At 63.2% G+C, this 21,636-nt stretch carries 28 protein-coding genes; 18 read left to right on the forward strand and 10 right to left on the reverse strand.

Going from position 1 to position 21,636, the window contains the following annotated elements; genetic code table 11:
• Positions 1 to 85: 85 nt before the first annotated feature.
• Positions 86 to 1,312: a PLP-dependent aminotransferase family protein gene (locus NHF53_RS11150; protein WP_252834232.1), complete on the reverse strand. Its 1,227-nt coding sequence runs from the start codon at positions 1,310 to 1,312 to the stop codon at positions 86 to 88.
• A gap of 185 nt (positions 1,313 to 1,497) precedes the next feature.
• A complete protein-coding gene (locus NHF53_RS11155; protein WP_252834233.1) occupies positions 1,498 to 2,136 on the reverse strand; it encodes a TetR/AcrR family transcriptional regulator in 639 nt (212 codons plus the stop codon).
• A 69-nt stretch (positions 2,137 to 2,205) separates the two neighbouring features.
• Here NHF53_RS11155 and NHF53_RS11160 point away from each other — a divergent pair, with 69 nt between their 5' ends.
• Entirely contained in the window at positions 2,206 to 2,691 is a 486-nt protein-coding gene (locus NHF53_RS11160) for a cupin domain-containing protein (RefSeq protein ID WP_114361525.1), read from the forward strand.
• A 228-nt stretch (positions 2,692 to 2,919) separates the two neighbouring features.
• Positions 2,920 to 3,291 (forward strand): hypothetical protein, encoded by a 372-nt coding sequence (locus NHF53_RS11165; RefSeq protein ID WP_252834234.1) that lies wholly within the window; start codon positions 2,920 to 2,922, stop codon positions 3,289 to 3,291.
• Between the two features lie 103 nt (positions 3,292 to 3,394).
• Here NHF53_RS11165 and ilvC read toward each other — a convergent pair whose 3' ends face one another.
• The gene (ilvC, locus tag NHF53_RS11170; RefSeq protein ID WP_114361523.1) at positions 3,395 to 4,414 is read right to left on the reverse strand and encodes a ketol-acid reductoisomerase; all 1,020 of its coding nucleotides are present in this window, start codon (positions 4,412 to 4,414) and stop codon (positions 3,395 to 3,397) included.
• A 66-nt stretch (positions 4,415 to 4,480) separates the two neighbouring features.
• Positions 4,481 to 5,119, reverse strand: coding sequence for a TetR/AcrR family transcriptional regulator C-terminal domain-containing protein (locus NHF53_RS11175; protein WP_114361522.1), 639 nt, complete (start codon positions 5,117 to 5,119; stop codon positions 4,481 to 4,483).
• A 374-nt stretch (positions 5,120 to 5,493) separates the two neighbouring features.
• On the opposite strand from NHF53_RS11175, the gene NHF53_RS11180 reads away from it, so the two are divergent.
• From NHF53_RS11180 to NHF53_RS11195, 4 genes are all read left to right on the forward strand, one after another.
• Positions 5,494 to 5,742, forward strand: a complete 249-nt coding sequence (locus tag NHF53_RS11180; protein ID WP_252834235.1) for a hypothetical protein — start codon at positions 5,494 to 5,496, stop codon at positions 5,740 to 5,742.
• Positions 5,743 to 5,847: 105 nt separating this feature from the next.
• Positions 5,848 to 6,084 carry a hypothetical protein gene (locus NHF53_RS11185; protein WP_252834236.1) on the forward strand — a complete coding sequence of 79 codons (237 nt, stop codon included), beginning with the start codon at positions 5,848 to 5,850 and terminating at the stop codon, positions 6,082 to 6,084.
• Between the two features lie 58 nt (positions 6,085 to 6,142).
• Entirely contained in the window at positions 6,143 to 6,382 is a 240-nt protein-coding gene (locus NHF53_RS11190) for a hypothetical protein (protein WP_252834237.1), read from the forward strand.
• A 152-nt stretch (positions 6,383 to 6,534) separates the two neighbouring features.
• The gene (locus NHF53_RS11195) at positions 6,535 to 6,924 is read left to right on the forward strand and encodes a DUF4087 domain-containing protein (RefSeq protein ID WP_252834238.1); all 390 of its coding nucleotides are present in this window, start codon (positions 6,535 to 6,537) and stop codon (positions 6,922 to 6,924) included.
• A gap of 19 nt (positions 6,925 to 6,943) precedes the next feature.
• Here NHF53_RS11195 and NHF53_RS11200 read toward each other — a convergent pair whose 3' ends face one another.
• The gene (locus NHF53_RS11200) at positions 6,944 to 7,408 is read right to left on the reverse strand and encodes an Lrp/AsnC family transcriptional regulator (protein WP_112688210.1); all 465 of its coding nucleotides are present in this window, start codon (positions 7,406 to 7,408) and stop codon (positions 6,944 to 6,946) included.
• 161 nt (positions 7,409 to 7,569) lie between these two features.
• On the opposite strand from NHF53_RS11200, the gene NHF53_RS11205 reads away from it, so the two are divergent.
• Together NHF53_RS11205 and NHF53_RS11210 are read left to right on the forward strand one after the other, a co-directional pair.
• Positions 7,570 to 8,289, forward strand: a complete 720-nt coding sequence (locus NHF53_RS11205) for an aspartate/glutamate racemase family protein (RefSeq protein WP_252834239.1) — start codon at positions 7,570 to 7,572, stop codon at positions 8,287 to 8,289.
• Between the two features lie 61 nt (positions 8,290 to 8,350).
• Positions 8,351 to 9,280: a helix-turn-helix domain-containing GNAT family N-acetyltransferase gene (locus NHF53_RS11210; RefSeq protein ID WP_252834240.1), complete on the forward strand. Its 930-nt coding sequence runs from the start codon at positions 8,351 to 8,353 to the stop codon at positions 9,278 to 9,280.
• A gap of 12 nt (positions 9,281 to 9,292) precedes the next feature.
• On the opposite strand, the gene NHF53_RS11215 is transcribed toward NHF53_RS11210, so the two are convergent.
• A complete protein-coding gene (locus NHF53_RS11215; protein WP_252834965.1) occupies positions 9,293 to 9,664 on the reverse strand; it encodes a helix-turn-helix domain-containing protein in 372 nt (123 codons plus the stop codon).
• Positions 9,665 to 9,837: 173 nt separating this feature from the next.
• Here NHF53_RS11215 and NHF53_RS11220 point away from each other — a divergent pair, with 173 nt between their 5' ends.
• Positions 9,838 to 10,719, forward strand: a complete 882-nt coding sequence (locus tag NHF53_RS11220) for an SDR family oxidoreductase (RefSeq protein WP_252834241.1) — start codon at positions 9,838 to 9,840, stop codon at positions 10,717 to 10,719.
• A 45-nt stretch (positions 10,720 to 10,764) separates the two neighbouring features.
• Here NHF53_RS11220 and NHF53_RS11225 read toward each other — a convergent pair whose 3' ends face one another.
• Positions 10,765 to 11,517, reverse strand: a complete 753-nt coding sequence (locus NHF53_RS11225; RefSeq protein ID WP_112688200.1) for a pyridoxine 5'-phosphate synthase — start codon at positions 11,515 to 11,517, stop codon at positions 10,765 to 10,767.
• Positions 11,518 to 11,911: 394 nt separating this feature from the next.
• Between NHF53_RS11225 and NHF53_RS11230 the strand changes: the two genes are divergently transcribed.
• The gene (locus NHF53_RS11230) at positions 11,912 to 12,607 is read left to right on the forward strand and encodes a MerR family transcriptional regulator (protein ID WP_252834242.1); all 696 of its coding nucleotides are present in this window, start codon (positions 11,912 to 11,914) and stop codon (positions 12,605 to 12,607) included.
• Between the two features lie 130 nt (positions 12,608 to 12,737).
• Positions 12,738 to 13,238, forward strand: coding sequence for a DUF4405 domain-containing protein (locus NHF53_RS11235; protein WP_252834243.1), 501 nt, complete (start codon positions 12,738 to 12,740; stop codon positions 13,236 to 13,238).
• A 14-nt stretch (positions 13,239 to 13,252) separates the two neighbouring features.
• Here the strand turns inward: NHF53_RS11235 and NHF53_RS11240 are convergent, their stop codons facing one another.
• Together NHF53_RS11240 and NHF53_RS11245 are read right to left on the reverse strand one after the other, a co-directional pair.
• Entirely contained in the window at positions 13,253 to 14,380 is a 1,128-nt protein-coding gene (locus NHF53_RS11240; protein WP_252834244.1) for an ATP-dependent RecD-like DNA helicase, read from the reverse strand.
• Positions 14,381 to 14,433: 53 nt separating this feature from the next.
• A complete protein-coding gene (locus NHF53_RS11245) occupies positions 14,434 to 15,480 on the reverse strand; it encodes a phosphatase PAP2 family protein (protein WP_252834245.1) in 1,047 nt (348 codons plus the stop codon).
• A gap of 268 nt (positions 15,481 to 15,748) precedes the next feature.
• Here NHF53_RS11245 and NHF53_RS11250 point away from each other — a divergent pair, with 268 nt between their 5' ends.
• From NHF53_RS11250 to NHF53_RS11270, 5 genes are read left to right on the forward strand one after another with little or no spacing between them, the layout of a single operon-like run.
• Entirely contained in the window at positions 15,749 to 16,123 is a 375-nt protein-coding gene (locus tag NHF53_RS11250) for a hypothetical protein (RefSeq protein ID WP_252834246.1), read from the forward strand.
• Entirely contained in the window at positions 16,107 to 16,661 is a 555-nt protein-coding gene (locus NHF53_RS11255) for an RNA polymerase sigma factor (protein ID WP_252834247.1), read from the forward strand. The genes NHF53_RS11250 and NHF53_RS11255 overlap by 17 nt, the downstream gene beginning before the upstream one ends.
• Complete coding sequence (locus NHF53_RS11260) at positions 16,661 to 17,449, forward strand: anti-sigma factor (RefSeq protein WP_252834248.1); 789 nt, start codon at positions 16,661 to 16,663, stop codon at positions 17,447 to 17,449. Before NHF53_RS11255 ends, NHF53_RS11260 begins: the two co-directional genes overlap by 1 nt.
• 50 nt (positions 17,450 to 17,499) lie before the next feature.
• On the forward strand, positions 17,500 to 18,786 hold the full coding sequence (locus NHF53_RS11265) for an SDR family oxidoreductase (protein WP_252834249.1): 1,287 nt from the start codon (positions 17,500 to 17,502) through the stop codon (positions 18,784 to 18,786).
• On the forward strand, positions 18,786 to 19,265 hold the full coding sequence (locus NHF53_RS11270) for a DUF2269 domain-containing protein (RefSeq protein WP_252834250.1): 480 nt from the start codon (positions 18,786 to 18,788) through the stop codon (positions 19,263 to 19,265). The genes NHF53_RS11265 and NHF53_RS11270 overlap by 1 nt, the downstream gene beginning before the upstream one ends.
• On the opposite strand, the gene NHF53_RS11275 is transcribed toward NHF53_RS11270, so the two are convergent.
• Positions 19,257 to 19,850, reverse strand: a complete 594-nt coding sequence (locus NHF53_RS11275; protein ID WP_252834251.1) for a LysE family translocator — start codon at positions 19,848 to 19,850, stop codon at positions 19,257 to 19,259. The genes NHF53_RS11270 and NHF53_RS11275 overlap by 9 nt on opposite strands.
• Before the next feature lie 177 nt (positions 19,851 to 20,027).
• On the opposite strand from NHF53_RS11275, the gene NHF53_RS11280 reads away from it, so the two are divergent.
• Both NHF53_RS11280 and NHF53_RS11285 read left to right on the forward strand, forming a co-directional pair.
• Positions 20,028 to 20,873, forward strand: a complete 846-nt coding sequence (locus NHF53_RS11280; RefSeq protein WP_252834252.1) for an aldo/keto reductase — start codon at positions 20,028 to 20,030, stop codon at positions 20,871 to 20,873.
• A 175-nt stretch (positions 20,874 to 21,048) separates the two neighbouring features.
• Positions 21,049 to 21,519, forward strand: a complete 471-nt coding sequence (locus NHF53_RS11285) for a metalloregulator ArsR/SmtB family transcription factor (RefSeq protein ID WP_252834253.1) — start codon at positions 21,049 to 21,051, stop codon at positions 21,517 to 21,519.
• Positions 21,520 to 21,636: the final 117 nt, after the last annotated feature.

The raw sequence follows: 21,636 nt of genomic DNA on the forward strand, positions 1-21,636 counted from the left end.
CACGGCGGTTCTCCGCAACGTCCCGCATGACAAGGGCCCGTCGTCTCCGGCGGGCCTTTGTCGCATCTGCTTGCCTGCAATGAACTCAGGCGGCGGCGGCGATCGCTCCGCCGATCAGCCGCCCGAGCCGCCTGATGCCTTCGTCGATCATCGCCTCGTCGGCGCAGGAGAAGGAGAGCCGGATCGTGTTGGTACCCGAACGATCGGCAAAGAACGCCTGACCCGGCACGAAGGCCACCTTTTCCGTCTCGACGGAGCGGGCGAGAAGCGCGGCCCCGTCCATGCCTTCCGGCAGCGTGACCCAGATGAACATGCCGCCCTCCGGCCTGGTCCAGACCGTGCCGGCGGGCATGTAGCGGTCGAGCGCGGCGAGCATGGCGTTGCGACGGGCGCTGTAGGCGGCCCTGATCTTGGCGACCTGCTCATGGAAATAGCGCTCGGCGACGTGCGCGATGGCGATCTGGTTGATGGTCGAGGAATGCAGGTCGGCTGCCTGCTTGATCAGGACCAGCTTGCGAATGACCGGCGTGGCGGCGACGACATAGCCGACCCGCAGGCCCGGCGCGAGCGTCTTGGAAAAACTGCCGCAATAGATCGTGCGCGTATTCTCGATCGAGCCCTTCCGCGCGATCTCGAGCGAAAGGATGGGCGGGATCGCCTCGCCCTCGTAGCGCAGGTGCTGGTAGGCGGCGTCCTCGATGACCGCGACGTTGAGTTCCTCGGCCATGTCGAGAAGACGCTCGCGTCCCGCACGATCGACCGTCTCCCCGGTCGGATTGGCGAAGTCGGACGAGAGATAGGTGAACTTGACCTCGCCGCCCGCCTTCTGCGCCGCCGTCCGGTAGCTCTCCGGTGTCCGGTTGCCGGAAAGGGTCAGCTGATCGAAGGTCGGCTCGTAGGCATTGAAGGCCTGCAGGGCGCCGAGATAGGTCGGCCAGGTGACGAGCGCCGTGTCCTTCGGCGACAGGAAGAGCTTGCCGATGTAATCGAGCGCCTGCTGCGAACCTGAGGTGATGAAGATGTTGTCGGCCGTGCAGTCGATGCCGATCCGGCCCATCTCGCGCTGCAGCCATTCGCGCAACGGCTTGTAGCCTTCGCTCACCGAATATTGCAGTGCCGCGCCGACACCCTCGCCCGAAAAAATGTCGGCATAGGCCGCCCTGAACTGCTCGTCCGGAAAGAGCTTCGGATCTGGAATCCCGCCGGCGAACGAAATGATGTCCGGCTTGTCGAGCAGTTTCAGGAGTTCTCGGATTTCTGATGCGCGCATACGCGTCGAACGCGTCGCGAAGATCGCTTCCCAGTTCAGCATGGGTGTTTCCTCGGTATGTTCTGGAAGCTCAACAAGACCATGGATGCTTCATTAAGTCAACAATACTGACCTATATTGCAGCACAACCAAAACGATGTGACTCGTGGTCTGGAGCGGCTCCTGACGCGACGCGGTGGCAGCGGCAACACTCCGGAGAACGCGGCGCCCGGATCCGCCGGTCGGGCCTACCGCGGGCCATGCGACGCCCCCTCTCCCGCTGTTTCGACGGCCCCACCCAACGCACCCGCGAGCAAAGCCTTTGCCGCCCAGAGGACGACCTCCTGCGCCTCGCCGGATTTCAGGTCGCAGACATCCTTCAGAACCACGAGCGTTTCAATCCCGGTCATCAGGGCCAGGCCGTGAACCAGCCGCCGAAGTTCGTCAGGCGGAAGCGTCTGTCGTAGAGGTTCGAGTGCCGCGGTGAGCCATGCAATGCGACGTGCACCTCTCTTGGCCTCGCCCTTGCCGCTGACGCTGCTTGCCAGCAGCGCCCTGAACATCGCTTCGTTCGTTTCCACCATGTCGTAGACTTGCCGGACGACGCTCTCCACCCGGAGGGGCACCGAAGCAACCCCGTCGCCCTCCTTCGGAAGTTCGATGCTGATACCGCTTGCCACCGCGTCGAGCGCCGCCTCCCGGATCATATCTTCCGGGGTCGAGAAATAGCGGTAGGCAGTCGCCCGGGAGATGCCGGCATGATCGGCCACGTCGGCGACCGACGGCTGCTGGCCCTTCGCAGTCAGGTCCTGCGCAGCGCGCAGCAACTCGGCGCGGGTCCGACGCTTCTGGTTTACACGTTCGAAACTTTTCTCTTGACCGGTCATTTCCACCTCTTTATGAGACACAAATCTCATTACGATGCAAATGTAGCATAAAGCCAGGAGGACGCAACCATGGATGCCACAGTTGAAAATCCGGACGGCATGACCGTTCCGTCGAAGACACTTCACTTTCTCGGCAATCTTCTCACCTTCCGTGCGCGGTCGGCCCAGACCGGCGGCAGTTTCTCTCTCACGGAATGCCTGACGGCGCCCGGCGCCGGTTCACCACCCCACACGCAGAAGGACGAGGAGGCCTTTCTGGTCATCGAGGGGCAGTTCGAGTTCATGCTCGATGGAAAGACGCGCCTCTGCGGCCCGGGCGATTTCGTCCATGTTGCGCCGAACACGCCACACGCCTTCCGCAACCCCGGCGACAGGCCGGCAAGAATGCTGATCATCAACCTTCCGGGCGGTTTCCACGAAGGCTTCTTCGACGCAGTCGGCGACGTCGTTGACGCGGCGACGACGAGCTTTCCGCCGATGTCGCCCCCCGACATCGCCATGATCGCAGCCGCAGCTTCACGCTACGGGATCGAGCTTCTGCCGCCGTCAGCGTGACCGGCAACGGCAGTCGGGCCGAAACGCTTAGGGAAGTTTTAGGAAGCGTCCGAAGCCGCCAGCGGCTAAGAGCCCTTCGCCCGGCGGCGCGTCCGTCCTTTGGAAGTCCTCGGGCCGAGAAAATGGGACGAAGACGCCGCGAAAACCTTGTTGTACAGTAAAAATCCGGGGGTCGATAAGCAGAGGGGATCCTCCGGCGCCTCCGCAAAAAGGAGAGGAGAAATCACAATGCGTGGACTACCGTTCTTCTGTCTGGCAAGCGCCAGCCTTTACGCTCTCGTGGCGATGTCGCTCGGCATCTACATGGGGGCCAGCCATGACCATGCGCTCGCCCCCGCCCACGCCCACCTGAACCTCGTGGGCTGGGTTTCGGTGGCGCTTTACGGCCTCTATTACCACGCCGTCCCGACGGCAGCGGAAAGAAGACTGGCGAAGATTCATGTCGCCGTCGCCTCACTCGGCGTCGTGCTGCTGGCGCCCGGAATTGCGCTGGCGGTTCTCGGCATCACGGAAGGCCTGGCCTCGATCGGCTCGCTGGTCACCATCCTGTCGATGCTGCTGTTTACGACCGTGATCTTCACCGGTCGCAAGACCGCCTGAGACGAGCAGCCCCGGCGAGACGCCACCCCCGATTTACGAGAAAGGCCGGAGAAGTCACCCTCTCCGGCCTTTTGTCTGTCGTCTCGCTGTCGGCAAGAACCGCTTAGTTCTTCGACTTGTCGACGAGCTTGTTCTTGCCGATCCACGGCATCATGCCGCGCAGCTTTTCGCCAACTTCCTCGATCTGATGCTTGTCGTTCATGCGGCGGATACCCTTGAAGCGGGCAGCACCCGAGTGCCATTCCTGCATCCACTCGGAGGTGAACTTGCCGGTCTGGATGTCGTGCAGGACGCGCTTCATTTCGGCCTTGGTTTCAGCCGTGATGATGCGCGGGCCGGTGACGTATTCGCCCCACTCGGCGGTGTTGGAGATCGAGTAGTTCATGTTGGCGATGCCGCCTTCGTAGATCAGGTCGACGATCAGCTTCACTTCGTGCAGGCACTCGAAATAGGCCATTTCCGGTGCGTAACCGCCTTCGACCAGCGTTTCGAAGCCGGCGCGGATGAGTTCGACCAGACCGCCGCAGAGAACGACCTGTTCGCCGAAGAGGTCGGTTTCGCACTCCTCCTGGAAAGTGGTTTCGATGATGCCCGAACGGCCGCCGCCGACGCCGCAGGCGTAGGAGAGAGCGAGTTCAAGGGCATTGCCTGAGGCGTTCTGGTGAACGGCGACGAGGCACGGCACGCCGCCGCCCTTCTGGTATTCGCCGCGAACGGTGTGGCCCGGGCCCTTCGGCGCGATCATCACGACATCGATGGAGGCCTTCGGCTCGATCAGGCCGAAGTGGACGTTGAGGCCGTGGGCGAAGGCGATTGCCGCGCCGTCACGGATGTTCGGGGCGATTTCCGACTTGTAGATGCCGGCCTGGAGTTCGTCCGGGGTCGCCATCATCATCAGGTCGGCCCAGCCGGCCGCTTCGGCGACCGTCATGACCTTGAAGCCGTCGGCTTCGGCCTTCTTGGCGGTCGCAGAGCCCGCCTTGAGGGCGATGGCGACGTTCTGCGCACCGGAATCCTTGAGGTTCAGCGCATGCGCACGGCCCTGCGAGCCGTAGCCGATGATGGCAACCTTCTTCGACTTGATGAGGTTCAAGTCGGCATCACGATCGTAATAGACGCGCATTGTCTTTTCCTTCCCTATGCTTTGTCCGTTTATACCTGTTTGTGTCCGGCGACCTTCGGGAAAACCTCAGTCCGCCAGCATCTTCTCCGTGCCGTAGAGCGTCAGGAAGGACGAAACCGCCCTCGCCGCCCGGGCTCCGAAACTTTCGACATCCGGCTTCTCGCCGAGCAGCATGCGCACATGCATGTCCGAGACGATCAGGCCGTAGAGGGTTCGATAGGCTTCCTCGCCGTCGGAAAAGCGCAGCAAGCCGTCACGCTGCCCGCTCTCCAGAAGCGCGCGCGCGCGCCGGTCGATCTGGCGCCGGCCGCGCTCGAGCAGCATCCGGCCGAGCTTCGATCCATCCCGGCTCGTCTGGCCGATCGCCAGCCGGTTGAGCGCGAGCGAAACGTCGCCGGCGAGCACGCCGAGGAGATCCCGGGCGAAGAGCTCGAGATGCTGCGTCAGGCTTTCGCCCGTCAGTCGCTCGCCGGAACGCTCGAAGGTTCGCACCTTGCTCGCCTGATAAGAGATCATCGCCGAAAGCAGGCCGTCGCGATCGCCGAACCACTTGTAGAGGCTCTCCTTCGAGCAGTTGGCCGCCCGCGCCAGTCCCGCCGTCGTCAGGGCCTTGTCGCCGCCCTCGACCAGAAGACGCAACGCCTCCGCCAGCACGGCGCTCTGGCGCGGCGTGAACTCGGTGGACGTGGAGTCGTCGGTCTGCAAGGCTACCCCCTCAAGTACCGTACTGTACTGTACGGTACTGTCTATTTACCGCCTCACCTCCATCCCGTCAAGGGGCATGGCGAAGAGGCGGCCGCCGACGGAAAAACCATCAATGAGAACGGGCGTCGCAGTCACATTAAGTTGAAATCGATTTGTGAAAAATCAGTCATATTCAATAACAAAATGCATGCATCGCAACTTTACACCATTGTTTTTGTTTCATTTTCTTTTCAAGAGGAAACGAATGAAACAAGTTACGGGATCGAACCAGGCGGTTCTATGGCGCGCAATTCGATCTTGTAAATGCAGAAGAACGGAGCCAGATATCTCTCATCGAACCGACGAGTTCGATAAGACGACGAAAGGAATTGGCCATGAAGACTCTCGCAACGGCAACCGCACTGGTCGCCTTCCTCGCAGGTGCCTCCATGGCCTTCGCCATCGAACCGATCCCCGGAAGCCTCACCTATAGCGGTCACGTATCCGTCCTTGAAGAGGCCCCGGCCGGCTCGAACTTCCAGCACACCTTCTTCGCCGCGAACGGCGACAGGGTACAGGAAGTCTACCGCGTGAATGTCGACCACACGGTCGAACTGGTCGCCCGCACTTACGTCGACAGGTGACCCCGATCAGAGCGTACGGACGATCTTCGCCCGTCACCACAACGCTAGATTTTATTCATGCGGAAGAATTACCCGCATGACGAAAAAACGAAAAGGAATGACATCATGAAGACCATCATCGCAGCAGCAACCGTCCTTGCTACTCTCGCCACCTCCGCCTTCGCGCTCGAGCCGACCAAGGGCCGCACCGTCTCCGGCGAACCCCAGGCGAGCTACGAAAAGGCACCGGCCGGCACCAGCCTCTTCCGCACCGGCTCCATCACCAACCAGGGCCGCAACGACTACCAGACCACGGACGACCAGGGCGCCTTGTCGCTGGAACCCAGCCACGGCCACAACTGACTTGTTTCATGCGGGAGAACTGCCCGCATGACGAAAAACACCGAAAAGGAATGACATCATGAAGACCATCATCGCAGCAGCAACCGTCCTTGCTACTCTCGCCACCTCCGCCTTCGCGCTCGAGCCGACCAACGGCCGCACCGTCTCCGGCGAACCCCAGGCGAGCTCTGAGCAGGCACCGGCCGGCACCAGCCTCTTCCACACCGGCTCCATCAGCAACCAGAACCGTGACGACTACCGTTACACGAACGACCGCAGCGCCACATCGCTGGAACCCAGCCACGGCCACGAAGGCTGATCCTCCCCGGTCTGAATCGGCCCACGGCCCCGGAGCGCAAGCCCCGGGGCCCAAAGATGTCCGCTGAGCTTCGCCCCAGTTTTGGCATTTGGCGAGGCACCGGTTCCGCGCTATGGCTTCTCCCCGACGTCAATCCTCCACGGAGCACATCGATGCGGACCCAAATCTCTTCATTGTTGATCGCCGCCGCCCTCGCCGCACTGCCGACCTCGGTCTTCGCGGCCGAAAACCGTTGCGGCTGGGTCCAGAACCCCACCCCCGGCAACTACTGGCTCGACGACCGCGACGGCACCTGGATCATAGCGACCCAGGGCTCGGAGAACGAAGCGCTCGGCATGGAGAACATGGGCGATCTCTCCGCCGGCGATTTCGTCAAGACCAACGGCTATTACGGTTATGCCTGCGGCTGCATGAAGGTCGAGACGGAGCGCAACACCGATCCGCAGGACTCCTCGGCCGGCCGGATCACCGCGATCTATTCGTTCAAGCAGCTCAAGATCGCCAAGTGCCAGGCTGACAAGAGCCTGCCCAAGCCGGAATAGGGCCGATCGGCCCTACTCCTCATTCCGCATAGTTGACCGGGACCGCCTCGCCGGCCTTCAGGGTCTCCATCGAGATGAAAGCCGAGACGTCGAAGAGTTCGATACGGCGCACCAGTCGCCGGTAGACGACATCATACTGCTCGACCCGAGGAACGGCGATCTTCAGCAGGTAGTCATAGCTGCCTGTCAGCCGATGCGCCTCCACGACCTCCGGAATGTCGCTGATTGCCCGACGGAAGGCTTCCGTCCAGTCTTCCGAATGGTGCGAGGTCTTGACGAGCGCGAAGACGGTGGTCGGCACGCCGACCCTGTCACGATCGAGGATCGCGACCCGCCGCGCGATATACCCGGCCTCCTCCAGCCGCTGGATGCGGCGCGAGCAGGCCGAAGGTGACAGCGAAACCAGATCGGCAAGCTCGGAAACCTGTATTGCCGCATCATGCTGCAGCGCATCCAGAATCTTTCGATCACGTTCGTCCAGCATCTCCCACCTCGATTCGAGACAGTTCACGCACACCGCGCGCGCGTTCAATGTTTCTTGCGCAATCCTGATGCATACATTAGCAGCCCACATCCGAAGTTTGCAATCCGGTTGCTCGGAATCGGCCGGATAATTCCGGCGAAGTCCAGCAAGGGAACGCAACCATGAAGACAATCGGCCTCATCGGCGGCATGAGCTTCGAAAGCTCGGCAGTCTACTATCGTCACATCAACGAGATGGTTCGCAACCGTCTGGGCGGCATCGCCTCGGCCGAAGTCCTGATGCACTCGGTCAACTTCGCCGAAATCGTCGGCTACCAGAAGGCCGGGCGCTGGGATCTCGCCGAAAACCGCCTGGCCGAATGCGCCCGCGGCCTCGAAAGGGCAGGCGCCGATTGCGTTCTGATCTGCACCAACACCATGCATCTCGTCGCGGATGCGGTGGCCGCGCGCGTCGATATTCCCCTCATCAACATCATCGACGAGACGGCGGCGGCGATCCGCGCCGCGGGCTTCAAGCGCCCGCTCCTCCTTGCCACCCGCTACACGATGGAGCACGGCTTCTACACCGAGCGCATGCGCAAGCAGGGCCTCGACCCAATGGTGCCCGGCGAGGCGGACCGGCAGACCGTGCACGACGTCATCTTCGACGAACTCTGTGCCGGCAAGGTCAACGATGCCTCCCGCGAGGCCTATCTCGCGATCATCGACAAGGCGAAGGCGTCAGGCGCCGATTGCGTCATTCTCGGCTGCACCGAGATCTGCCTGCTGATTGACCCGGACCAGCTCTCGCTGCCCGGCTTTGATTCCACGCGGATTCATGCCGCCGCCGCCGTCGAATTCGCCATGTCCGAGGTCGAACCCGGCAAACAGTTGGTTGCCTAAGTCAACTAATTAGTTGCCAACGTCTCATTTCTGTTTTATCCGGCATTCGAGGGAGAAAATGATGCCGGACAGACGAGACCTGACGACCATAGATGCCGTACGTGCCTTCAACCGGTTCTACACCGACCGCATCGGCATTCTCGACCGCGCCTATCTCAAGGCGAACTGCACGCTGGCGGAAGCGCGCGTGATCTACGAACTCGGCGCCCGCGGGCGAGCCTCGGCCGCCGAGCTCGTCCGCGACCTGCACTTCGATCCCGCCTATCTCAGCCGCATCCTCAAGGCCTTCCGGACGAGAAGGCTGGTCGAGCAGACCCGCGACCCCGCCGACGGTCGCAGCCAAGTCATCACGCTGACGCCGGACGGCATGGCCGAATTCGAGGCTCTCGCAAATCTGTCCAGAGAACAGCTCGCAACCATGCTGGAGGAGCTCGGCCCCGCCGAGCGAGGAACGCTTGTCGAGGCGATGGCGACCATCTCCCGTCTGCTCGACGGCGACAGGCGCAACGCCGCCCCGCCCGTGGTGCGGCCGCACCGGCCCGGCGATCTCGGCTGGATCGTGCAGTCGCAGGCGGAGTTCTACACCCGCGAATTCGGCTGGAACGACCAGTTCGAGGCGCTCGTCAGCGATGTCGCCTCGAAGTTCCTGGCGAATTTCGATGCCGCGAAGGAGCGTTGCTGGATCGCCGAGCGGAGCGGCGTCCGGATCGGCTCAGTGCTGGTGATGAACGGCGGCGACGGCGTCGCCAAGCTGCGACTGCTCTACATCGACGAAGCCGCCCGCGGGCTCGGACTCGGGCGCCTGCTGGTCGACCAGTGCATCGAATTCGCGCGCCGCAGCGGCTATCGGCGCATGACGCTTTGGACCAACGACATTCTGCACGCGGCGAGGCACATCTACGTCAAGGCCGGGTTCACGCTCGAATCGGAGCAACGTCACACACTGTTCGGCCCGGAGCTGAACGGCCAGACCTGGACACTCGATCTCTAGCGCCGCCGGACTTCAGGCACCCTCGACGTCGAACCGCTGCCTTGCCTCACGCACGGTGAGGTAATTGTCCTCCGCCCATTGCAGCAGGCCCGTCAGCGCGCCGTAGAGCGAGCGCCCGAGGTCGGTCAGGCGATACTCGACGCTCGGCGGCTTCGTCGGAAACACGGTCCGGTGAACATAGCCGTCGCGCTGCAGGTCGCGTAGCGTCTGGGTGAGCATGCGCTGCGAGATATCTGGAACGAGCCGCCGCAACTCACCGAAACGATAGGGTTTTTCGGACAGCGCCAACAGGATGAGCGTCGACCATTTGCCGCCGATATGGTCGATGACCGTCCGCACCGGGCAGTTTTCCAAGGGAGAGTCTTCGCCGCCGAAACCGGACATCTTGGTTTTGAAATCGAAGCTCGCGACGGTCATGGTGGTTCCCTTTCGGTAACGTGGTCACGAAAAACTGCCTTCTTTACAAGCGCACGTCAATTCCCAAATTAGCGCTACTCTCTTTTTGAGAGCACCAAATCGCGGACGGCGTCGCCGTCCAAGCATCAAGGGAAGTTACCATGAGCAAGATCCTCGTCAGCGGCGCCTCCGGTCATCTCGGCCGCCTCGTCATCCAGAACCTTCTCGAGTCCGGCAAGGTCGCCCCGACCGACATCGTCGCCGGCAGCCGCGATACGACGAAGCTCGCCGACCTTGCCGCGAAGGGCGTCGAAACCCGCCGCGTCGACTTCGACGACGCAAACCTCGCCGCCGCCTTTTCCGGCATCGACCGGCTGCTGGTCATCTCGACAGACGTGCTCGACCGCCCCGGTCACCGCATCGGCCAGCACCGCGCGGCCGTCGCCGCCGCCAAGGCCGCCGGCGTCGGGCGGATCTATTACACGTCGATGATCAACCCCGAGACCAGCCTCGTCAGCTTCGCGCCGGACCATGCCGGGACGGAACAGGCGATCCGCGAAAGCGGCCTCGCCTACACCATCTTCCGCAACGCCTGGTACATGGAAAACCTCTTCATGAGCCTGCCGCATGCGCTGGCGTCCGGTAGCTGGTACACCTCGGCCGGCAAGGGTCGCAACGCGCATGCAGCCCGCGCCGACATCGCCGGCGCCATCGCCGGCGCGCTCGTGTCGGAGGCATCCGCGAACGCCGTCTACAATCTCACCGGTCCGGCCGCACTCACCACCGACGAGATCGCCGCCCTCGTGCGCGAGGTCACCGGCAAGTCGCTCGCCGTCGTCCACCTGACCGACGAACAGCTTGCGGGCGGAATGAAGGCAGCCGGCGTGCCCGAACCCTTCGTTCCGGTTCTCGTCTCGTTCGATGCGAACGCCCGCGAAGGCGGCTTTGATGTCGCCACGAAGGATATCGAGACGCTTTCGGGCAAGGCGTCGCAGGACCTGAAAAGCTTCCTCGTGACCAACAAGACAGCACTTATCGGCTGATCTTCGACCTTGCGACGGAGGGCCCGGGACGATCAAGCCGCCGTCTCAGACCTTCTGACCGCAGGCATGGCGGAAACGGCGTACCGTTTCCGCCATGCCGTATTCCAGCGCATCGGCCGTCAGCCCGTGGCCGATCGAGACCTCGGCGAGCTGCGGGATGCGACGGGCGAGCGGCGGCAGGTTCGCGACCGTCAGGTCATGCCCCGCGTTGACGGCAAGGCCGTGGGCGATCGCCGCATCTGCGGTCCGCCCGAGAAGATCGATCTCGTTGGCCGCACGCTCCGGATCGTCGTAGCAGCCACCGTAGGGGCCGGTATAGAGTTCCACCCGGTCTGCACCGGTCTGCGCGGCGAGCGCCATGGCTTCTGCATTGCCGTCGCCGTCGGCGAAGAGCGAAACGCGCATGCCCTTCCCTTTGAGGCGACCGACGACATTCTTCAGAAAATCCTGCTGCCCGGCGAAATCCCAGCCATGGTCCGACGTCGCCTGGCTCGGATCGTCCGGCACCAGCGTCACCTGTTCCGGCTCGGTCGCCTCGCAGAGCGCCAGGAATTCCTCCGTCGGATAACCTTCGATGTTGAATTCGGCCTCGGGGAACTCGTCGTCGATCAGCGCCCGCAGGACCGGCAGATCGCTGAAGCGGATGTGACGCTGATCCGGACGCGGATGAACCGTGAGCCCGCTTGCGCCGGCCGCAAGCGCAATGCGCCCGAAACGGGCGAGATCCGGCCAAGGCAGATCCCGGCGGTTTCGCAGCATCGCGATGGCGTTAAGGTTGACGGAAAGCTTGGCGGGCATCGGCGCGGTTCCATGAGGGCGTGGGTCTTGCAGATCGTCATTTACGGCATCGCTCGAAAGAACGCCAACGACAAAAACACATGGCTTCATGTGAAGTCTTGATGGAAACCGCCCATGGTTGGTTGCAGCCAGTACAGCCAATTGCAATCGGCGATAGGGACGAGCCGTCGGAAAACGACCCATTCCGACCGGCCCGGTTGCAATTACCAAAGTTGGGCACCTGCAGAGGTTTACAACCTTCGCAGGAGGTCGTTAATCTGCACGTTTATTCAGGAAGCTCCATGTCCAAAAGCCTTGCGCCGCCGCGCCCGAAAGGCTTGATACGGATCATCGAGGGTCAAGCAGGAAAGACGTAGACGAGACGATGTAGACGCGAGAAAGCAAGGGGGACATCATGGCGGAACGGTTGCAGGAGGGCCCGCGACAGGGCAATCGATCACTGTCCTCTGGCGGCGGCGTTCCCGGCTACCTGCCGCAGATACCGCTTCCCGGCAACGTGCCGGCGGAGCCGGTCGCCATAGCCGACATGGCGAACATGTTCCGCATCACCCATCGCACGCTGCACTTCTATGAGGAGAAGGGTCTCATCAAGGCGGGGCGCATCGGCCTCATGCGTGTCTATACCCACGCCGACATCGCACGCATGGCGCTTATCAATGCGTGCCGGGAAATCGGCATGCCGGTCGCCGTCATCCAGGAGCTGATGGTCGAACTCGCGACCGCCGCCTCGGAGGAGGACGCGAGCGCAATCTTTCAGCAGGCGCTCGTCGCCCGCAAGCGCGAACTCATCGCCGCGCTCTCGACCATTCGCCGCCAGATGCAGCAGATCATCGCCCTTCTCTCTCCCGATGGCGCAGCCGACCAAGCCTCCGTTGCCGACCTGGGCGACGGTGTCGAGCTTTCCGATCTGGAACGGCGTTGCCTGGAGCTGATAGCCGAGGGCTACACGCCAACGCGGATCGCCCGCACCCTCGACATGGCAGGCGAAGAGATCACGGCCATAGAGGCCACCATCATCCGCAAGTTCGACGCCAGCAATCGCTTCCAGGCCGTCGCCAAGGCGGTCCTGTCCGGAGTGATCGCCTCGTAATTCCCGCTGAGAGCCGTGCGGACAGGTTGTCGCATCGTTGACGATTGTCGTACCTGACAACTTTGTAACACGACGACAGGGTCGACTCCGCCTATCACAGGTCCGTCGCCAACAACGATGGACAACGAAAATGCCCGCGCTTCTTTCCCGCTACGCCACGCCATTCACCACCGGTCTATTTCTCATATCGCTCGTCTCCGGTGTTGCCCTCTTCTTTCACTTCGGCACGAGCGCGTTCCGGGAGATGCACGAACTGCTGAGCATGGTGCTGATAGCACCCTTCCTGCTGCACGTCTGGCGAAACTGGCGCCCCTTCGTGAGCTACTTCAAGCGCCCGCCGATGGCGATTGCGCTCGGCCTCTCGCTCGCCGCCGGGATCGCCTTTGCCTGGCCGGCGATGACCGGAGAGACGAGCGTCAGCCCGCAGGTGGCAATGATCGAGCTGGTGGTCGGCGGCACGCCGGCGCAGATCGCGACGCTCTACGGCCAGACGGAGGAGGCCTTCGTCGCAACGCTCAAGGAAAAGGGTTTTGCCGCCGCGGAGGCCGGCAAGCCGTTGACCGAGATCGCCACCGCCTCCGGCAAGACGGAGCGTGATGTCGTGATGACGCTGACGACGCTAAAGCCGTAAAGCGCCTGAAACGCTCACCGCACGATGGTGAGCGTTTCCGCCGCGCGGGTGACCGCCGTATAGAGCCAGCGCTCGCGCGTATCGCGGAAGGCGAAACTCTCGTCGAAGAGAACGACATTGTTCCACTGCGAGCCCTGCGCCTTGTGCACCGTCAGCGCATAGCCGTAATCGAACTCGTCGTAACGCTTGCGGGTCGTCCAGGGAATTTCCGTCTCGATGTCCTCGAAGGCTGCCTTCAGGAGCTTGATCTTGGCCGCGCCCCGGTCCATGTCGTCGTCTTCGGGCTTGATCAGCAGGTTGATGCCGGGCTTTACGGTCTCGCGCGACGACGTCATGACCTGCCAGAGAGAACCGTTGAGCAGCCCCTTCACCTGGTCGTTGCGCAGGCAGACCAGCTTGTCGCCCGCCTGCGGGTACTCGGCGGTGAAGCCCTTCAGTTCCCTAAGCCGCTTGTTGTAGCGCCGCCGCGTACGGTTGGTGCCGACCAGCACCTGATCGGCTTCGAGGACGAGATCCTGCGAGACCTCGTTCTTGGAAATCACCTTCGCCGTCCCGTAGTCCCCGTGCATGATCTCCTTGCCCTCGCGGATGTGCATGGCAAGCTCGATGATCGGATTGTCGCGGGCCTGGCGGTGGATGTCCGTCAGCAGGAAATCCGGCTCGTGATCGGTGAAGAAGCCCCCGCCCGAGACAGGCGGCAGCTGGCCGGGGTCGCCGAGCACCAGGATCGGCGTTCCGAAACTCATCAGGTCTCGGCCGAGCTGCTCGTCGACCATCGAGCACTCGTCGATGACGATCATCGCAGCCTTCGCCACCGGGCTCTGGCGATTGATCGCGAACATCGGCGAGATCGAGGTCTTGCCGGTCTCCTCGTCCTCGACCGCCTCCTCGCCGCGCGGCCGATAGATCAGCGAATGGATGGTCTTGGCGTTCGACGCACCACGCGAGCGCAGCACCTGCGCCGCCTTGCCGGTAAAGGCTGCAAACAGCACGTCGCCGTCGACATGCTCGGCAAAGTGTTTCGCAAGCGTCGTCTTGCCGGTGCCGGCATAACCGAACAGGCGAAAAACCGGCTGCCTGCCCTCCTTCAGCCATTTCGAAACGGCCTTCAAGGCGTCGTCCTGCTGGGGTGCGAACTGCATGCGCCGTGCTTGGCAGGATTCGTACTGCCAATGCAAGCAAATTGCTCCCGCACTCAACTGTCCGGGGGCCGATTCGGCAGCGCGGGAAGCCCGTAGTAGCGGCTGAGACCGACCCAGATCGCAGAAACCACCAGGAAAGACACTACTCCGTCGAGCAGGTAGTGCCAGCCCGTGTAGACGGAGCTTACGCCGATGACGGTCGCGTACACCCAGCCGATGACGGCCAGCCATCGATGATGACTCGTCAGGAACCATGCCGTCAGCACCGCCACCGCCACGTGCAGGCTGGGCATTGCCGATATACCGGAACCGAGTTGCGGCTGGTTCTCCCGGTAGCTCCACAGGAGAAAGTCCGCATATTGGCTGATGTAAACGATGCCCGGATTTGCCTGCAAGGCGTCGGTGAGCTCGGCAAAGCGATTGCCCGCATAGAAGTCGTCATAGAAAATCGGACCGACGCACGAAAAGACCAACGCGAGGATCGAACCGAGACCCGCGTAAATCGCCAGTGCAGTCCACATAAAGCGCTTGAAACGTGCTCCCTCCTCGATGACCGCCGCAAAGGCATAACAGCAGATCAGCCCGACGAACCAGAATTTCGAATAGATGAAATCGACCACGCCCGCGACACGATCCGGAACTATCGCGTGGGCAAGCCTCCATGCGTCGACACCGAGAATTGTTCGCTCGAGGCCCGCTATGTATCCGTCTGCATAAAACGGAACCACGTTGGGGATATTCACCTTTATGGTGGAGAATGCCGACAGTCCGAAGACGAGCGCACCGAAGGCGGCAAAGACGACCAGGCCGCGTCTCCTTACATACGCGCGAAAGGACGACCAAGGCGATGCAGGCGTCCGTATGACGGAGACGAAGACCACAACCAGAATGGCGAACGAGAACGCCGTCGCGAGATGATGAACCTTGGCCGTCCAGAAATGTGCGTAGGTCTCCGGAAAGAAGACGATTGCGCATGCAACATAACCGGAGAACGCCACAAGAAGGCGTTGGGAACGGGCAGGTTTCAGCCATGCAACAAACGCTGCACTCACCCCTTCATTCGTCCGAACCGTCGTATCTGCCGACTGTTCAAGGCTCATAGAATACCCCCTCAAAAGATGAACTTGCACAACGTTTGCAATCATAAGTGATATGGAAAATCTTAAAGGGAACTAAACCTGAGGTGGCAAAATTCACTAATGAACGCCCGCGTGCATAGGGGGAGCCGGCGAGCGAGAACCTGCCCCTTGCATCGGTCCCTCTCTTTTTTCGTCAAGCCGGGAATAAAACGCGCCGCTCCGGTGTCTTAGACATCAGGCACGGCCGATCCGGACGTGCCCGACAACCGCAGACTCGGAGGATCCCGCCATGAAATCCCGTCTCCTTCTTTCTCTCGCCATCGCAGCGCTCGCCAGTCCGGCCCTTGCGCAGGCGCCGGTCAAGACCGTCAAGACCGACAAGGGCGAGGTCGTCGCCGGCGACAACGGCATGACGCTCTACACCTTCCAGAACGACCAGAAGGGCGTCTCGAACTGCTATGACGACTGCGCCAAGAACTGGCCTCCGTTCCTCGCCGCTTCCGGTGCCAAGGCGGACGGTGCATACTCGCTGGTGGACCGCAAGGATGGCTCCAAACAATGGGCCAAGGACGGCATGCCGCTCTACTTCTGGGTCAAGGACATGAAGGAAGGCGATGCCACCGGCGACGGCGTGAAAGGCGTATGGGATGCCGCAAGGCCCTGACAGGGAGAATGCGACGCCGGGGAGCCCAGCCCCCGGCACCAGCCCTTTCGAAGAGGGCATGCTGGCGCTGCTGCCCGGCCTGCGGCGCTATTCGCGCAGCCTCACGCGCTCGGATCCCGACGGCGAGGATCTGTTGCAGGACTGCGTGGAAACGGCGCTCGCCAAACGCGGGACGTGGCGCGGCGGCAGCCTGAAGGCCTGGGTCTACACGATCATGACCAATCTGCACCACAATCGCGGCCGCAATGCCCGCCGGTTTCCCGCCGTCGACATCGGCGAGGCAGACCACCTCGAAGCGCCGACGGCCGCGGCCGATCCGCTCGAACGGGATCGCCTGCACGCCGCCCTCGACGGGCTTGCCCCGGAATATCGCGCCGTCCTGATGCTCGTCGTCGTCGAAGGCTATGCCTATCAGGAGGTCGCCGATATGCTCGGCGTTCCGATCGGAACGGTCATGTCGCGCCTCTCCCGCGCCCGTGAGCGGCTGCGGCTCGTGCTGGCCGAACAGAACATCGTTACTCTCCGGAGACCAAAGTAATGCCCGATCCCGGCTCCATCGACGAAAAAGACCTGCACGCCTATGTCGACGGACAGCTCGACGCCGCGCGCAACCGTGAGGTCGAAGCCTGGCTCGCGGCGCACCCGGACGACGCCGCCATGGTCGCCGACTGGCGGGCGCAGAACGACGGCATCCGTGCGCTCTTCTCCAATTACGCCCGTAGCGAGCCGGGCGATCCGGAACTCCTGCGGAAGCCGGAGGCGAAGGCAGTGCGACGGCCACGCCCTTTCCCCGTCCCGCAGATGGCCGCGTCGCTGGTCCTTCTCGGCGCCGGCATCGCGATCGGACAGGCGATGCCCTCTCTCCTGGGAAGAGCGCCCCTTTCGGTGCAGCAGACGGCTGCCGCCTTGCCGCAAGAGGCCCGCTCCGCCTTCCTGATCTATGCGAGCGATGTCCGCCATCCGGTGGAGGTCGGCGCCGACGAGCAGGAGCATCTTGCCGCCTGGCTCGGCAAGCGGCTCGATCATCCGCTCCGCATCCCCGATCTCTCCCGCTTCGGATATCGCCTGGTCGGCGGCCGGCTGGTGCCTGTCGGCGGAAAGGCCGGCGCCATGCTGATGTACGAGGATGCCGGCGGCGAGCGGGTTACCGTGCTCGCAGGGCGCAACGACGCCAACCGCACGACGAGCTTCCGTTACGCGACCGAAGGCACCATCGAGACCTTCTACTGGATAGACGGACCGGTCGGCTATGCACTGAGCGGCGAGATCTCGCGCGAACGGCTCCGCAAGATTGCCGAGGAATGCTACCGGCAGTTCGAAGGGTAATCGGCCCAGCCCTGGTCTGACGACACGCGTCTGACCTGCTAGTCTCGGCCATGCACATTCTGATTCTCGGCGGTACAGGTTTCATCGGTTCGGCGGTCATGCGACGGCTGGCCAGCGACGGACATGCGGTCACCGGGCTCGCCCGCACCGTCGCGCAAGCACGCGCCCGCTGGCCGCAGGCACAATGGATTGCCGCCGACCTGGCCGAGCTCCAGACCGCGGAATCCTGGCGGCTGCACCTCGACGGTTTCGAGATCGTCGTCAATTGCGCCGGCGCCCTTCAGGACGGCCTTGTGGACGATCTCGCCGCCTCCCAGCAGAATGCCATGCTCGCGCTCTACGAAACCGTGAAGACGAGCGGCATCCGCCGCATCGTGCAGATCTCCGCCCGGGTCGACGGCGGCGGCGCCGACCTGCCGTTTCTGGCGACCAAGCGCCGGGCCGATACGGCGCTCGCGGAAAGCGGCCTGCCGTTCGTCATCCTGCGGCCGGCGCTCGTCGTCGGGCGCAATGCCTTTGGCGGAACCGCCCTGCTGCGGGCGCTCGCCGCCTTCCCCTTCGTCCAGCCGCTCATCCATGCCGAAAGTCCGGTCGAAACGGTGGATGTCGAGGATGTGGCAAGCGCCGTCGCGCTCGCCGTCGAAGGCGCGATCCCGTCAGGCAGCGACCTCGAGCTCGCGGCAGCGGAGCGCCTGACGCTTGCAGCGACACTCGCGCTGCATCGCCGCTGGCTCGGTCTCGCCCCCGCCCCGACGGTCGTCGTGCCGGCGATCCTCGGGCGAGCGGTTACGGCACTGGCCGACCTCGCCGGCCGGTTCGGCTGGCAGTCGCCGCTGCGGTCGACCGCCATGACCGTGATGGAAGGCGGCGTCACCCGCCGCAATGACGGGGAACCGGCACCGTTCGCCTTGCGGACGTTGGCCGAAACGCTTGCCGCCCACCCGGCCGGCGTGCAGGACCTCTGGTTTGCGCGCCTCTATCTCATGAAGGCGCCGGTGATCGTCACCCTGTCGCTCTTCTGGCTGCTCTCCGGCCTCGTGCCGCTTGCCGATGTCGAGCGCGCCGCAAGCCACCTCCTGCCGCTGTTGCCGCCGGCGGCCGCGACGGCTGCGACGCTGCTTTCCTGCCTTCTCGACGTCACGCTCGGGATCTGCGTCCTCCTGCGTCCGCTCGCCCGCCGCGCCCTCCTCGGCATGCTCGCCGTCACCGCGCTCTACCTCGCCGCCGCATCGGTCGTGGAGCCGGCCCTCTGGCTCGATCCGCTCGGCCCGCTGGTCAAGGTCTTGCCGTCGGCGCTGCTCACCCTCACAGGCCTTGCGATTCTGGACAACCGCTGATGCCAATCGATATTCTCCTCCGCTTCTTCCATGTCATCGGCGCGACGGTGCTGCTCGGGACGGGCGCGGGCATCGCCTTCTTCATGGTGGCTGCGCGGCGTACACGCGATCCGGCGGTCGTCGCCCACGTCGCCGGCACCGTCGTGCTTGCGGATGCGGTCTTCACGGCAACCGCCGTGGTCGTGCAGCCGATCACCGGATATCTGCTCGCCAAAACCATAGGCTGGCCGCTCACCGAGGGCTGGATCGTGCTGGCGCTGGTACTCTATGTCGTCACCGGTCTTTTCTGGCTGCCGGTCGTCTGGATTCAGCTGAAGCTGCGCGATATTGCGCGTGCGGCCGCCTTGGCCGGCACGGCTCTGCCGCCGGCCTTCACATCGCTCTACAGGATCTGGTTCGCCTGCGGCTTCCCGGCCTTCTTCTCCGTGCTCGCGATCATCTGGCTGATGCTCGCGAGACCGTCGATCGCGTTATTTTAGCATCGGCCACAAACTCGCGACCAGCAGCACCGCCATGGTGATGTTGAACCACTTGAGCCTGACGGGATCGGACAACCAGCCCTTGAGCGCCGAGCCGAAGCCCACCCAAGCGGCCGTGCAGAAGATGCCGACCGACATGAAGGCGAGAAAGATCAGCGTGGAGTCGCGGATGTAGGAATTGGGGCTCTGATAGGCGGCGACCGCGCCGGCCGCCATGACCCAGGCCTTCGGGTTGACGAACTGGAAGAGAGCCGCCTGAACGAAACTGAACGGGCGCGCCTCACTGGCCGCCTCCCCCATCTGCCGCGTCATGGCGATGTGCCAGGCCATCCAGAGAAGATAACCGCCGCCCAGCACCTTGAGGCCGAGATAGAGCCGGGGTTCGGTCGACAGGATCGTCCCGACGCCGAGGCCGACGGCGAGGATCAGCGCTCCGAAGCCGAGCTCGATCCCGAGAATATGGGGAACCGTACGCCGGAAACCGAAGTTCACGCCCGAGGCAAGCAGCATCATGTTGTTCGGCCCCGGCGTGATCGAGGTCGAGAAGGCAAACAGCATCAGCGCGATCAGCATTTCCGAGGTCATGACCATCCCCTTCGGAGACTTGTTTTTCGTCAGGTCAACATAGCTGACCCAATTTGTCGGTCCAGCGCGGAATTGTTGCAGTGACACACGAGCCCGACCCGATCCGGCAATGCCGGCTGCTTGCCGGTCCGACACCGCCTGCTATGCTCGACTGACAGATGCCAGAAGGAAGAAGCGATGCACGACCCCATCCCGACCGTCACCCTGCCCGGCGGCGTCTCCGTTCCCGCGCTGGGGCTCGGCACCTGGCAGATGGGCGAGATGAAGGCCCGCGCCAACGAAGAGATCGACAGCATGCGGCTCGGTCTCGACCTCGGCATGACGCTGATCGATACGGCCGAGATGTATGGCGAGGGCGGCGCCGAGCGCGTGGTCGGGATTGCCCTCGAAGACCGGCGCGACGATGTATTTCTGGTCAGCAAGGTCTATCCGTGGAATGCCAGCCGGTCCGGCACGATCGCCGCCTGCGAGAACAGCCTCAAGCGCCTGAAGACCGATCATCTCGACCTCTATCTCCTGCACTGGCGCGGCGAACATCCGCTCGCCGATACCGTCGCCGCCTTCGAAGAACTGAAGGCTGCCGGCAAGATCGGCGCCTGGGGCGTGTCGAATTTCGACGTTGCCGACATGGAGGAGCTTTTCGCCCTGCCCGACGGCGCCAATTGTGCGGCCAACCAGGTGCTCTACAATCTCGGCCAACGGGGCATCGAATACGACCTGTTGCCCTGGTGCCGGGCTCATGATGTGGCGGTCATGGCCTACTCGCCGATCGAGCAGGGCCGACTGGCCCACCATCCGGAGCTGATCCATATTGCCAAGGCCTACCAGGCGACGCCCGCGCAGGTCGCCCTTGCCTTTCTTCTGAGGCGCGAAGGCGTGATCGCCATCCCGAAATCAGCGAACCTCCGCCGTGTGCGCGAAAACCGCGACGCCGTCGATCTCCACGTGACCGAAGAAGACTGGGCGGCCCTCGACGCGGTCTTCCCGCGGCCTGAGCACAAGATGCCGCTGGCGATGATCTGAGCGGAGCCCGAAAGCACGACGCTCTGCCGTGACGCTGTCGAGGAACCCATTCAACACGAATTACCGAATTAGCTTGTTAACTAACCGTCACCCACCCATCTGGAGGTGCTGGAGGGGATTGCCTGACGCCGCGATTCCGGAAATATCTGCGTCGATGCAAACGAGGCGACGGGACATGCAGAAGCGCGGCAAGAAGACGGCAACAGCCGGTAGGGACGAAAAGCGGGAGCAGAAGATCTTTCAGGCGCTGGCGGCAGCACCGCGCCGGGCGATCCTGAGGCATCTCGCCGCCTCCAGCCTGACTGCCGGCGAGATCGCCTCGCACTTCACCATGGCGAAGCCGTCGATATCGCAGCACCTCGCGATCCTCGAAGGCGCCGGTCTCGTCTCTCGGGAAAAGCGCGGCCAGTTCGTCCACTACGCACTGGCGCACAAGGTGCTGGAACCATGCCTTGCGGGATTTCTGCAGGACGTCGGCATGACCCGGCACGCGACCCCGGCGCCGCCCGAGGACGAGAAGCCGGCAGGAACCCGCGCAAGAGGCGCCGCAAGATCCGCTTCGACGGAGAAGGCCACGCCGGCGGAACCCGAGGCGGACGCAGGACCTGCAGAGAAGCCGGCTCCGGCCCAGATGTCGATGTTCTAAAGCATGATAACGAAAAGTTGCGACCAGAGACATGGCGCAAGCGAAGCGCTCACGCACGTCCATAAAGCATGATCATTACAATACCGATGAATTTCTAATTTATAACCGTTTAAATAA

The organism is Ciceribacter sp. RN22, assembly GCF_024054295.1.
In the GTDB taxonomy this organism is placed as follows: Bacteria; Pseudomonadota; Alphaproteobacteria; order Rhizobiales; family Rhizobiaceae; genus Allorhizobium; species Allorhizobium lividum.